The organism is Desulfofarcimen acetoxidans DSM 771 (assembly GCF_000024205.1).
Taxonomy (GTDB): Bacteria; Bacillota; Desulfotomaculia; order Desulfotomaculales; family Desulfofarciminaceae; genus Desulfofarcimen; species Desulfofarcimen acetoxidans.
The window spans coordinates 1,735,963-1,749,031 of the sequence record NC_013216.1; the positions used below are offsets into that span (position 1 = coordinate 1,735,963).

A 13,069-nucleotide genomic window follows, 5' to 3' on the forward strand; every position below is an offset into this window, starting at 1 on the left:
ATTAGAGAGATGTCAGTTTTAAACATAGCTTTAGCAGGTAACCCTAACACCGGTAAGTCGACTATTTTTAACGCGCTTACCGGAGCCAGGCAGCATATAGGCAACTGGCCGGGGGTTACTGTTGATAAAAAAATGGGGCAATTAACCAGGGGCAAGAAAAAAATAAATATTATTGATTTGCCTGGTACATATAGTCTCAGTGCTTATTCGCTGGAGGAAAAAATTGTTAAAGAATATCTTTTAGGTGAAAAGCCTGATCTTGTTGTTAATGTGGTGGATGCTTCCAATATAGAGCGTAATCTATACCTGACGGTTCAACTGTTGGAAATGGGTATACCTACAATTGTGAATTTAAATATGATGGATGAAGCAAAAAGCAAAGGCTATGAAATCAATTTGGATGTTTTAGGCAAATATTTGGGGGCTAAGGTTATTTCTTCAGTAGCCACCAGTAAAAATGGATTGCAGCAATTGATCAATTCGTTAGATTCTCCTAATATGGCGATGCCTGAGGTGGCCGGAAGTTCACTGCTGGATGAGTACCTGAAACAAATAGCAAATATCAGAAAATCAGAAAAAGATAGCGAGTTGATGGAAGAAGAAATCATTTCAGCACGTTATGACTTTATTAACAGGGTTTTGGAAAAGTCCTTGATTATTAATGAAGCTGTAGTATCATGGCACGATAGACTGGATAATATTTTTACAAATCGTATATTAGGTATTCCTATTTTTATAGCTATTATGTATATGATGTTTGAGTTGACTTTTACCTGGGTTGGCCAACCGATATCTGATTTATTGGATGGATTTATCAGCGGAACATTAACAGATTGGGTTAACGGAACTATGGCGGCATTAGGAACTGCCGGGTGGTTGCAGTCCCTGGTGACAGACGGTATTATTGGTGGTGTCGGAAGTGTCGTAGTATTTGTGCCATTGATTTTTACCTTATTTTTCTTTATTAGTTTCCTTGATGGAACAGGTTATATGGCCAGAGTGGCATTTATAATGGATCGTGCTATGCGTAAGATCGGTTTGTCCGGTAAATCTATTCTACCCATGCTGATTGGTTTTGGTTGCACTGTACCGGCTATCATGGGAGCCAGGGCACTTGATACTGAAAGAGATCGCAAGATTGCTGTTTTAATATCACCCTTTATGTCTTGCGGTGCCAGGCTTCCTGTGTACGCTCTATTTGCTGCATTGTTTTTCCCTGGAAAGGAAAGCATCATTGTTCTTTCTCTTTACCTGCTCGGGATATTAGTAGCCATTGTAATGGGATTAATCTTTAAGTCCACCTATTTCAAAGGGGATGCGGAACCCTTTTTGATGGAACTGCCGCCTTTCCGTGTTCCTACCATTAAGACTGTTCTCCTGCAAACCTGGGAGAAGGGAAAAGGTTTTCTGGTTAAAGCAGGAACTATTATATTCAGTATGTCTGTGGCGATTTGGTTCCTTAGCAGCTATAATTTTTCCGGTCCCTCGGATATTAAAGACAGTTTATTGGCAGCTATAGGAGGACTGATTGCTCCGATTTTTGCTTTGCATGGTTTTGGTTCATGGCAAACAGGAGTTGCTGTACTGACCGGCATATTGGCCAAAGAAGCAGTGGTTTCAACTTTAGGTGTAATTTATGGTATAAGTGAGCTGGCTGATGACACAGCGAAGATAGTTACACAGCTTCAAGGTACACTGGGTGCAACATTTAACAGTCTTTCCGCCTACGCATTTATGGTATTTACTCTGCTATATACACCATGCATGGCTGCTCTGGGCACAATTAAAAAGGAAATGGGCTCATGGAAATGGGCGTTGTTTGCTGCCGGGTACACCTTTGTATTGGCCTGGGTTGCTTCTCTTCTGATTTACCGGATTGGTTTGTTGTTGGGCTTGGGAGGTTAGTTCTATACATCAGGCAGGAGGGCTGCTATTATGACCGAAAGCTTTACGGGACTGCTTTCTACTTTAACTCTGGCGGCAGGCATCGGATTTTTGACTGTCAAAGGATTTTACCGGGAAGCAGTTAATCTGAAAAAAGGTAATTGTTGTGGACCGGGAAATTTATCTTGCGGTGGGAAATGTGGCAACTGTGTTGGTAATTGCAGTGGTGAATGTTATCATGAGGGGGGCGTGGGGCAGGACACTGAAGTTGCGGAAAAATGTTTAAATTAACTCTGTAGTTTAGCTGATATTTATCTTAACATTAATTGCATTAATGTGTAAAAGAGGTGCAGTGGCAATGTCTGCGCTTGAAAATATATTTTCTGCTAATAAAACTAAAACCGGTTCAAGTTTATCCAAAAGTCAATTAGAAAAAAAATTAAAAGAAGCTAACTTATTTAACGAAGTTTTGCTTACTCTAATAAAAACCACGGACATGGACAGCACCTTGTCAGCAATTTTGGATCTTGCTATCAAGATTACCCACAGTGAAGTGGGCGGGGTTCTGCTGACTGACCGTTTTACCAGCGATAATCAAATTATGCTGCTGCGTGGAGAGCTCACGGAAGGGCAGTTTCAAAGAATACTGGATAAAGCTAATTTTATTCGCAAGCCGGCAGCCTCCAGGCAAATAGTATATATTACAAGCAATTCTGAGGGTTTTAATGAAATGGTTAAGGCAGATCCTGCTTTACTTTCTGTGATTTCCGTTCCCATGATCGTGGAGAGAAAAACTGTGGGTATACTGGTGTTAATGCACCGTTATACAGAAAAGGAAGATCATTTAGGAGATTATTCAGCGCAGGATATCAGAACTGTTTCTGTATTTGCAGACCAAGCGGCGTTAGTGCTTCATAATACGCTATTAAAAATAGAAAACGGTAAAAAAGAGGTATACTTGGAAACTATTGCCGCATTGGTATCGGCTATAGATGCAAAAGATCACTATACAAGGAATCATTCTAAGAATGTTGCCAGTGTGGCAGTAATACTATCAGAGTTGTTAAAACTCAGTTGCCAGGAAATTCAAACCATTGAATACGGCGCTTTATTGCATGATATAGGAAAAATAGGTATCAATGAGGCAATATTAAATAAAAAAGGCAGATTAATATATGAGGAATTTGAGATAATTAAAAATCATCCGGTTATAGGTGTAAATATATTGCAGCCGGTGGATTTTTTACAAAGCATACATGCTATTGTACAGAGCCACCATGAAAGAATCGACGGCAAGGGTTACCCTAATGGATTAAAGGGTGAAGATATTCCCTTTGAAGCCCGTATTGTTTCTATTGCCGATGCCTGGGACGCTATGACTTCCGATCGTTCTTACCGAAAAGGAATGCCTATGGAAAAGGCCATTTATGAACTGCAGGAGTATGCCGGGGATCAATTTGACGCCTATATGGTAAGGGTTCTTGCAAAAATGTTTAAACAGAATCCATCTCTGTTTGTCTCGTTGCATCATTATGAGATTAATCCCAAGCCGGAGTTTATTATGGGCGGATGGCTATGTTAGGGTAGTAACAACGCTGGTTAAATAAATATTTTTTTTGCTCAACTGATGATAATGATAATCATTAACAATTTGTTGTTAATTGAAAGGATGTAGTATGTGTCTCTATTCTCGAAATTATTGAACAGTACGGATAAAAATAGGAGACTGAGAACCAATGAAACGAAGTTCGGAACAACATTTTTTAAGGATATTAATGAATTTGATGCTGTTGTTCAAAATGTAGCTGATATTAATAACAGTTTACTGAACTCCAGGGAAGAGATAAAAAGCATGATTTCTGAAGTGTCAGAAACTGCAATGTGCACACAGGGTATGGTGAACGAATTAGATAAGCATGTAACTGAAGTCATACAGCAAATGGCGGAAACAAATTTATCCTTAAAAAAAACCAAGGAGTTTGGTGAAGAAGGGGCTATCAGTCTTGAGAAAGCCAATACAGAAATGGAAGTTATTCAAAAACAAGTGTTGGATTCAATTAAAATATATTCCAGGCTGCAGGATGATGTCAAAACGTTTGGTGAAATGTTGGAAGCCATCAAATCCTTTGCTGATCAAACAAAATTGTTAGCGCTTAATGCATCTATTGAAGCGGCACGGGCTGGAGAAGCCGGATCAGGATTTGCTGTGGTAGCTCAGGAAATCAGCAAATTGGCTGTTAAAAGTAAAAAGATGGCTGACGGTGTTTCGATTACCCTTACACAGATAGAAGACAGTGCCGCTATGGTAATGCAGAGCATGAATAAAGGGGCGGCAGGAATTCAGACCGGTATGAATTTAATAAACCAGGTTAACGATATTTGCCGAATAATTGTTGAGGATATGGCTAACAGTGTACTGGCAGTGGAAAAGGCTAACAGAGGGGCAGAGGCTCTGGATTTGGGAATGGATGGTGTGCAAGCTGTTGCCCAAGAAATAAACGATGTGGTAAGTAAATTTGAAAATATCTCTGAACATACCAGCAATGAATTGATAACACAATCTGGTAGTGTACAGCAATTGGTAAGCTATTTGCAGAAAATACGGAAGTATGATGCCGCCAATATGGTTTCCTAAAAATAATATTTTGATTTTGTATTTCAAATATACCATTGCATGTTTTACGCAGGTTGGCTAATAAGGGGCAAATCTTTTAATGCATGATTGATTTATTGCTATAAATCAAAAGAAGTTTTAATGGCCTAGCCTCAGGCTTATATCAGTCACAGGAGAGGATACTAATGGCGCAAAAGGGTTGGACAAATATTAATTTTGGTTCAGTCGATTTTAAAAATGAAAAGCCCGCAAATTGCTGCAAGAATAGCTGTAATTGCAAACATTGTGCAAAAACAATACTAATTATTGGCGGAATGACTAAGTTTAAGCAGCTTTATAAGAACCTAATCGAGAGTTGTGGCCATGAATGTGAGTATTTAGATGGTTATATGAAGGGTGGAGAGAAGATTCTGGAAAGAAAGATAATGAAGTGTGATATGGTTTTTTGTCCCGTAGATTGCAACAGTCACAATGCTTGTGCCAGTGCCAAAAAATTTTGCAGAAAGCATTGTAAACCTATTACAATATTAACTTCTTCGGGCATTACTAATATGGCCCAAGCTGTAAAAAATATAAATATTTAGAGATACAGGATTGTATCTCTAAGTTGTACGAGGTTTATAAACGGAGATATAAGATGGGAGATGAACTTTCTATGTCTCAATATAATCTTAGTTTGCAGGAAAATACACAAAAAAGCATAATGGCTATAAAAAAACTAAATGAAGCACTGACCGCATTTGATCGTAGTTTATGTGGTATCAACACTTCTATAAAAAATTTTCAACACTTAGCTAAAGATTTACAAAAGTATAAGCTATAAGAACATAGTTACCCCGGCAAATGTCCGGGGTATTTTGTATATTCCCGATGATTATATTTTGTGTAAATTTATGCAGCGTAATCTTTGAACCGGGCTGAAAGCCCCTCAATTTGCATGTGGATTTAAATATTTTATAAAAAGTATTTAAAGCATTCGTACATCTACATCCGAAATGTTATACTGAAGCAGGGGGGATATTATGGTTGATGATAATACAATGTTGGAGAAAATTAAAAGCTTAAGTTTGGAAATAGAAGAATTAAAAAACAGGGTAGCTGTTTTGGAGGATGTATTCTGTAAAGAAGAAGTTCCAGTAAACAACCATGCAACAGATATACCGGTAGTGACGGCAGCTTCAATTAATGTTCAGAAAAATCCGGTCAAGACTGAGATTCCAAACCAGGTCAGGCCGTCCGGCTCACCCAACTTGATTAAAGAGAATTTAGCGAACAAATTCAATGAAACAGGGTTGGAAAATATCATAGGCGGTACTTGGCTAAACCGTATAGGTATTATAGTCATATTTTTTGGGGCAGCTTACTTTCTTAAATACTCTTTTGACAACAAGTGGATTGGTGAATTGGCTAGAATTATTATTGGCTATATTTCTGGAATTGCGTTGATTGCTTGCAGCGAACTGGTGCTGCGGCGCAAGTACTCTTATTTTGCGCAGGGTTTTACCGGTGGAGGTATCGGCATCATCTATTTGACTACATTTGCCGCGGTTAACTTTTATCATTTGATGTATCCTTCCGTAGCCTTTGCCGTTATGGTCTTTACTGCTTTCAGCGGAGGTATTCTGGCTGTACATAACGATGGCTACAGTATAGCAGTACTCTCTGCTCTGGGCGGGTTTCTCACTCCTTTTTTAATCGGCAGCACGGAAGCCAGGCCTCTGCTCCTATTGAGTTATATAGCTGCGCTCAATTTGGCCGTTCTTTACCTGGCCTATAATAAAAACTGGCGAAGTCTTAATTTGCTGGCATTTTTTTCTACTGCTTTGGTTTATACCGTCTACCACTTTAATGCTTACTCTGTGGCCGACAAAAATTTATGGTTAAATCAGGTCTTTCTTACCATATATTTTATAATTTTCGGCACACTGTCCTTCTTTTATAATATCAGGCACAATGAGAAAACCTCTGCGAGAGATATTGCGCTGCTTCTTCTAAATGCAGCTTTTTTCTATATTTCCGCCAGCAATAATTTAGATAATGTTAATGAAGACTGGTTGGATTTACTGGCAGTCACACTGGCTTTGGTTTACATGGCTCTGGCTGTTTTTCTGCATAAAAGAAAATTAGGAGACCGGTTACTTTTTCTTACTATACTGGGAACCGGCATTGCTTTTGCAACTATTGCAGTACCGCTCTTGTTTGACCAGAATTGGACTTATCCGGCATGGGCAACGGAAGCACTGGTCCTGGTATATGCAGGCATTAAAGGAGGGAATATTTGGGTTAGGAGAGCAGGTCTAATCCTTTTATCCTTAGTGGGTCTGGAGGTTTTTACACGATATCCTTATTTCTTAAAATCTCCTTTTCCTGTTTTAAATCATTATTCCATAACTGCTTGTTTAGCCACTATAGGGTTTTATTTTGTAGCCCACATGTACTTTCATCGGCCCGAGATGACAGAAAAAGAACGTTTCAAGGTTTGGCCTGCAGCTATAATAGCTACCGTTTTGGCAATCAAAGAAATAAGCTGGGAAGTAACCAATTTCCTTGATTATTTTAATATCAACTTTTCTTATAATTTTTCAGTGTCTATGGCTTGGGTATTATTTGCTGTTTTTTTGCTGCTTCTAGGTATGAAAAAAGATATTAAAGGTTTTCGCTATATTTCACTGTCCCTGTTCGGCTTAACTACGGTGAAAGTCATGCTGTTTGATTTAAGCGGTTTGGCCATGATTTACAGGGTTTTAATCCTGTTTATTGTGGGAATCGTTTTAGTAGGTGTCTCATTTGTTTACCAGAAACGAGACAGAACTGGAGGGGACTGATTATAGAAGATAAAATTTTAAAGTCTAAAGAAGCTATGCGGGTACACCTCCCGTTAAACGGCCCCTTTGATATTATAGGCGATCTGCATGGATGCCTTGATGAACTAAAAATACTCTTAGCCAGGTTGGGGTATATGCAAGATGGGGCTTATTATCATCCCAACGGCCGGACTGTGGTTTTTTTAGGAGATTTAGCTGATCGTGGTCCTCACTGCCTGGCATCTGTGAGAACAGTTAAATCTATGGTAGATGCTGGTTCCGCTTTATATGTGCCGGGCAATCACTGCAACAAATTGGCTCGTTACCTGATCGGCAGAAAGGTGCAGGTTGCACATGGCATGGAAAAAACAGTAGAGGAGTATAAAGCCCTCACAGCAAGGGAAAGAGATAATTTTGCCGCGCTTTTTTTAGATTTATATAACTCTGCTCCTCCATACATGATTCTGGATAAGGGTAATTTGGTGGTTGTGCACGGGGGAATAAGAGAAGAAATGATAGGTAAGGTTAACCACAGGATAATTGATTTCTGTTACTACGGTGATGCCACGGGAATGACGGCGGCGGACGGTTTGCCCCTCCGCAGGGACTGGGCCCTCAATTATCATGGCTATCCCTTAATTGTTTATGGACATACACCTGTTCCTAAGCCTAAATTTATCAACAACACTATAGATATCGATCAGGGCTGCTGTATGGGAGGACATCTGACCTCTTTACGCTACCCGGAACTAAATCTGGTGCAAGTCAAAGCTTTGGATGTATATTACGAAAGCCCAAGGTTTAAGCCTGAGTTACCTGCCAGACTGCAAAATAAACCTGATTGGCAGCAAGGCTGCACAAGCTAAAACATTAATACAAGATGATTGGTAATGGTTTTACGCTTCTAAACTGTTATGGCAGGATGGTTTTGGTTATCCCGGTTGAACCGTGAAGGGGATAACCAAAGCCAGCGTCCTAATCACATTATTTTAATTTGTTATGCTCTTGCCATTTTTTGGAACGGTATTTCATGTTAAAATCTTCCTCACTCATAGAAGAAAAAATCTGTGTGGCAAATTCTTCGGCTTCCTTTTCTTCAACATCACATTCTACACAGAAATCCAGCCATAGATCGCTGTTTTCATCAAATACATTATAATCAAACTCAATATATTCCTTGTCCTTCAGGCACCTGGCGCAACGAAAATCATCTACACATCTCATCTAGTTTATCCCTCTTTCCGCATATAATAATCTCTTTTATCTTTTTAAATAAAATAAAGCTTCAACAAAGATGCTGATTTTCCTGCCGGGCAATTTTAATATACATGGCATTCTATACTTATCTAATATATAATAAAGGAAAAAGCAAGGAGGAAAAAATATGGCAGGAGTTTTGTATAACCCGCAAAACGGCAAGGTTTATGCTATGGACTACTTGAACTTGCCTTTGATTATAAACAAAAACTCATGAGCCTGCAGGGCCAAATTAGCCCAGGGTTGGGCTTTCTGCGAGGGTATTGCTCAGGAGGAGCTGATCAACAAAGACGGGGAATGGTATCTGCCTGAAGATAAAATGGAAAAGATACAACTATAAGCCCAACAAAAAAACAATCCTGATAAGAACCCTTACCACTAATAAAAAATGGTAAGGGTTCTGTGTTAATTGTAATACTATTTATTCGTTCAAAAAGGCTTTGTTTTACTTTCTGATTAAACTTATATGGCATTCCTGTTTTTATTGCCTAATCGTCGTCACCTTTATTAAACAGACCGTTTAAAGCCCAGTTAAAGGCACTTGTGATCAGAGAACCAAAGAAAGCGCCACCAAAGGTATATACATGAAAGCCGGGAACAAACCAAGAAGCCAGTTTAAAGGTTATCGCGTTGATCACCAGAATAAACAAGCCCAGCGTTACCAGGGTTACTGGAAAGGTTAGCACTACCAGTACAGGTTTAATGATAGTATTTACAATACCGAGAATAAATACGGCAAAAACCGCAGCAAATATCCCGCTTACATGAAAACCGTCTACCAGATAATCAGCCAGCAGCAAGGCGATTCCGTTCAACAATAAGGAAATAAGCCAGTGCATAAGAGTCCCCCCTTTATTAGAAGATAATACAACATATTATTATTGTACTAAATTATTGTGCTAAAGGAACAATAATTCGGAAAGATATTTTGTATCACCAAAGTCTTTTAATAATTTAAATTCCTGTGCCTTATAGACAGTTTCAGTAATTACGATAAAATGCCTGCCGCCCAAGCTCTCAAAACTCTGAGGCGGGCTGCCTGTAATACGGGTACAGTGTTGGCGGATAAAAGTGCAGTTGGCCGCCGGGTACATAACCTCAATTTCTGTGGCAGCTTCATAATAGACAGCCATATATGGAGTAAACCGGCAGTAAAGTGGCCGTACGGTGTGTATCGCGCATTTAGTTGTTAAGCGAAAAGGGCATAAAATATTATCACTAAGATTTTTTTTAACCTGTTCAATATCCTCATGACATAGCTTGCTCAGATATTCAGCTATTAATAGCCATTCCGCCTCATAAACGGGAATATCTACACCGACACAGCAGCAGCCCTTGTTCGTACAGGGAAAACACTTGTTCCAATAGTTATCCATCCGAACCAGCTGGTCTGCCAGTTGATCTATTAAAGCATAAAGCCTGTGAACCGCCACTATGATTTTTGACGGTACCTTCATATTCCACACCTCAACTTTTCTCTGATTATATAAATCGTAAGCGCAATTTTCAAATTTAGTATAGGACTTTAAGGAGATCTGGATAAATAAATGAATTCTAGTATAAAGTTGGTAACTAATGATAAGCTATTACTACAAAATATATCATAAAATATTATTTATTAAAACACCGTAAATATAGATAAGATTACGGTGTTTTTTCAGTGGAATAATTCAACTAAAAAATTTATCAGCTAATTTTTCCACAGTACGTGTTGCTATACTAATGTCTGTCATTATGCGTTACTGAATAAATTAATGGTATTTGGTATAAACTTAGTAACTTATGAAAAACTAAAACTATACTTGCATACGGAGCTGAGAAATTTTTAGGCAAAGCCATCTAAGTAATAATATTAATTTATGTGGGAAATGTCGGGAGAGCATTAAAGAGTTTATTTATTTCATATGATATATTTGATGGGGTATTACATCCAAACCCTACAGTTTCATTTGTAGAGGATGGAATAGCTTATATTGACAGTGTGCGGAAGGCTGGTTCATTTCAAATTATAACTGTAGTAATTATAGGAGGTCGAAGCATGACAACAAAAACCGAAAATAACCTGAAAGCAGCTTATGCGGGAGAAAGCCAGGCCCGCAATTATTACACCTTCTGGGCCGGTGTGGCTCGTAAAGAAGGTTGGTTAAAGGTGGCGGAAATTTTTGAGGAAACCGCTAACAATGAAAAAGAACACGCAGAAAAGATTTTAAAACTGCTCAACGGTATTAAAGACAGTAAAGAAAACTTAAAATCCGCCGTGGATAAAGAATCCTATGAATACCACGATATGTACCCTGAATTTGAGAGAATAGCCAGAGAAGAAGGTAATGTGGAAGCAGCTAATCTCTTTAGATTGCTGCAGCAAGTGGAAAAGCGCCACGCCGAACGCTTTCAAAATCTTTTGGAGCAGTTGGAAAACGGTACTTTATTAAAGAAAGAGCAGACTGTTAAGTGGAAGTGCCGGGAGTGCGGCCATATTCATGAGGGTGCTGAACCACCAGGGAAATGCCCTCTTTGCGGGCATGACAAAATTTATTTTGAACTATATTCTGAAGTATTTTAAAACGGTCATAATTTTATTATTGCATTTATTCACCATATAAGATAAACTTTATTATTAGGACAAGAACGCTGAAATTATATTCTAATTAATATGTATATTCTGATTTTATTGAGGACCATGTAGTCTGGTGCTGTCTTTAGCGGTACAAATTCGTGGTCTTTTAATTTTAAAAACAGAGGTGAATAATATGTGTATGGAAAAAACCGATTGGGAAAGAGCTGTTGATTTTCACGGGCATTCCTGTCCCGGCCTGGCAACAGGTTTCAGGGTAGCGCAAATTGCTCTCTCCAGATTGAATGAGGTTCGCTCACCGGATGAAGAATTGGTTGCCATTGTAGAAAATGATGCCTGTGGTATAGATGCAATTATGCTTCTGACAGGTTGTACCCTGGGTAAAGGGAATCTTATTTACCGGGATTTAGGCAAACAAGTCTACACCTTTGGCAGTCGAAGCAGCGGCTTGGCTTTGCGTGTAGCAGTAAACAGTGAGTTATTGCATAACGCAACTCCTGAAGTAACAGCGTTGAGGACAAAGGTTTTTGGAGACACTGCAACCGAAGCAGAGCAGGAAGCCTTTAGTCAAATACAGAGACAAAAAATTGAGCAGATACTGAACATGCCTGCGGAAGATTTTTGTAATGTTGAAAAAATAAAGTTTTCCTTACCTGGTAAAGCCAGAATCTTTAACTCAGTAAAATGCCAGTCCTGCGGCGAATATGTTATGGAACCGAGAGCCAGAGTCAGAAACGGCGAGATTGTATGCATGTCTTGTGCGGACGAGTATTCACGAGGGTGGTAGGATTGCAGTAAATTAGAGCTTGATATTGACGAAAATTAATTATTAGCTTATTATAGCTATAATTGAATAAACCTGCTGGGGGAGCTTTATGCTGAGAGGATTTGCTGTGTCCGACCCTTTGAACCTGTAGGGTTAATGCCTGCGTAGGGAAGCAACAGTCATACTTAAAAATTTGATGGCTAAAAAGTGCTTTCTATTAGTTGGGAAGCACTTTTTTTATTGCAGCAAATTATTTGAGAATTTTATCCTGCCGCTACTTTCTGAGGACTAAAAAATAAGTTGGTTAATCACGTAAGAAAATATTAAGCTATAGGAGTTAAAAGCAAAAGGTCTGTTCTAAAGGAGATGAGCTTATAAATGAAAACCGCATTGACTATAGCAGGATCTGATTCCGGAGGCGGGGCCGGAATACAGGCTGATTTAAAAACCTTTGCTGCCTTTCAGGTGTTTGGCCTTAGCGCCATAACAGCTATAACGGCACAAAACACTATGGGAGTTTTTGCTGTACAGGAGGTTAAGCCGGAAATAATAGCCGCTCAAATAGACTGTCTGTTTGAAGACATGGATATTGATGCGGTTAAAATCGGTATGGTATCGGATACGGAAATAATTAAAACAATTTCAGCAGCTTTAAAAAGAAATAATGCCGGCAACGTAGTCCTGGATCCGGTAATGATCTCGAAGAGCGGCTATAAACTGTTAAAGCCTGAGGCTATAGAAGAATTAATTAGAAGTCTTTTCCCGCTGGCCGGAGTGCTGACTCCTAATCTGGTGGAAGCAGAAGAAATTACCGGACAGAAGATAAAAAATCCTGACGATATGCAAACCGCTGCCGAAAAGATACATGCGATGGGAGTAAAAGCTGTGGTAATTAAAGGCGGTCACCTGAAAAGCAGCCCGGTTGATGTTTTCTATGATGGCAGCAGCTTTTTAAGTCTGCGGGGAGAGTTTATCAACAGCAAAAACACGCACGGTACAGGCTGTACCTTTTCTTCAGCCATAGCTGCCTGCCTGGCGCAAGGAAAATCGCTGCCGGAGGCTGTAACGGAAGCCAAGGAGTATATTACCGGAGCAATTCAAAACTCTTTGGACATAGGCAAAGGTGTGGGACCCACTCATCATTTCTATAAATTTTATTAAAGATATAT

14 protein-coding genes and 1 riboswitch are annotated in these 13,069 nt (G+C 39.2%); of the genes, 11 read left to right on the forward strand and 3 right to left on the reverse strand.

Features of this window, described 5'->3' with window-relative positions:
- The first annotated feature begins 9 nt into the window (after nucleotides 1-9).
- From feoB to prpE, 8 genes are all read left to right on the forward strand, one after another.
- A complete protein-coding gene (gene feoB, locus DTOX_RS08105) occupies nucleotides 10-1,905 on the forward strand; it encodes a ferrous iron transport protein B (RefSeq protein WP_015757225.1) in 1,896 nt (631 codons plus the stop codon).
- Between the two features lie 30 nt (nucleotides 1,906-1,935).
- Entirely contained in the window at nucleotides 1,936-2,175 is a 240-nt protein-coding gene (locus tag DTOX_RS08110; RefSeq protein ID WP_015757226.1) for a hypothetical protein, read from the forward strand.
- 67 nt (nucleotides 2,176-2,242) lie between these two features.
- On the forward strand, nucleotides 2,243-3,466 hold the full coding sequence (locus DTOX_RS21390; protein WP_015757227.1) for an HD-GYP domain-containing protein: 1,224 nt from the start codon (nucleotides 2,243-2,245) through the stop codon (nucleotides 3,464-3,466).
- Nucleotides 3,467-3,562: 96 nt separating this feature from the next.
- Nucleotides 3,563-4,519 (forward strand): methyl-accepting chemotaxis protein, encoded by a 957-nt coding sequence (locus DTOX_RS08120; RefSeq protein ID WP_015757228.1) that lies wholly within the window; start codon nucleotides 3,563-3,565, stop codon nucleotides 4,517-4,519.
- A 164-nt stretch (nucleotides 4,520-4,683) separates the two neighbouring features.
- On the forward strand, nucleotides 4,684-5,082 hold the full coding sequence (locus DTOX_RS08125) for a DUF2325 domain-containing protein (RefSeq protein ID WP_015757229.1): 399 nt from the start codon (nucleotides 4,684-4,686) through the stop codon (nucleotides 5,080-5,082).
- Between the two features lie 53 nt (nucleotides 5,083-5,135).
- Entirely contained in the window at nucleotides 5,136-5,321 is a 186-nt protein-coding gene (locus tag DTOX_RS08130; RefSeq protein ID WP_015757230.1) for a hypothetical protein, read from the forward strand.
- Between the two features lie 199 nt (nucleotides 5,322-5,520).
- Nucleotides 5,521-7,323, forward strand: coding sequence for a DUF2339 domain-containing protein (locus DTOX_RS08135; protein WP_015757231.1), 1,803 nt, complete (start codon nucleotides 5,521-5,523; stop codon nucleotides 7,321-7,323).
- Between the two features lie 35 nt (nucleotides 7,324-7,358).
- Nucleotides 7,359-8,168: a bis(5'-nucleosyl)-tetraphosphatase PrpE gene (prpE, locus tag DTOX_RS08140; RefSeq protein ID WP_015757232.1), complete on the forward strand. Its 810-nt coding sequence runs from the start codon at nucleotides 7,359-7,361 to the stop codon at nucleotides 8,166-8,168.
- A gap of 118 nt (nucleotides 8,169-8,286) precedes the next feature.
- On the opposite strand, the gene DTOX_RS08145 is transcribed toward prpE, so the two are convergent.
- From DTOX_RS08145 to DTOX_RS08155, 3 genes are all read right to left on the reverse strand, one after another.
- Nucleotides 8,287-8,526, reverse strand: a complete 240-nt coding sequence (locus DTOX_RS08145) for a hypothetical protein (RefSeq protein WP_015757233.1) — start codon at nucleotides 8,524-8,526, stop codon at nucleotides 8,287-8,289.
- Between the two features lie 521 nt (nucleotides 8,527-9,047).
- On the reverse strand, nucleotides 9,048-9,398 hold the full coding sequence (locus tag DTOX_RS08150) for a phage holin family protein (protein ID WP_015757234.1): 351 nt from the start codon (nucleotides 9,396-9,398) through the stop codon (nucleotides 9,048-9,050).
- Between the two features lie 60 nt (nucleotides 9,399-9,458).
- Nucleotides 9,459-10,016 (reverse strand): YkgJ family cysteine cluster protein, encoded by a 558-nt coding sequence (locus DTOX_RS08155; protein WP_015757235.1) that lies wholly within the window; start codon nucleotides 10,014-10,016, stop codon nucleotides 9,459-9,461.
- A 581-nt stretch (nucleotides 10,017-10,597) separates the two neighbouring features.
- On the opposite strand from DTOX_RS08155, the gene DTOX_RS08160 reads away from it, so the two are divergent.
- From DTOX_RS08160 to thiD, 3 genes are all read left to right on the forward strand, one after another.
- A complete protein-coding gene (locus tag DTOX_RS08160; protein ID WP_042315580.1) occupies nucleotides 10,598-11,122 on the forward strand; it encodes a rubrerythrin family protein in 525 nt (174 codons plus the stop codon).
- Nucleotides 11,123-11,309: 187 nt separating this feature from the next.
- Nucleotides 11,310-11,921: an FmdE family protein gene (locus tag DTOX_RS08165; RefSeq protein ID WP_042315582.1), complete on the forward strand. Its 612-nt coding sequence runs from the start codon at nucleotides 11,310-11,312 to the stop codon at nucleotides 11,919-11,921.
- A 67-nt stretch (nucleotides 11,922-11,988) separates the two neighbouring features.
- A riboswitch (TPP riboswitch) is annotated at nucleotides 11,989-12,088 on the forward strand.
- A gap of 190 nt (nucleotides 12,089-12,278) precedes the next feature.
- A complete protein-coding gene (gene thiD, locus DTOX_RS08170; RefSeq protein ID WP_015757238.1) occupies nucleotides 12,279-13,061 on the forward strand; it encodes a bifunctional hydroxymethylpyrimidine kinase/phosphomethylpyrimidine kinase in 783 nt (260 codons plus the stop codon).
- Nucleotides 13,062-13,069: the final 8 nt, after the last annotated feature.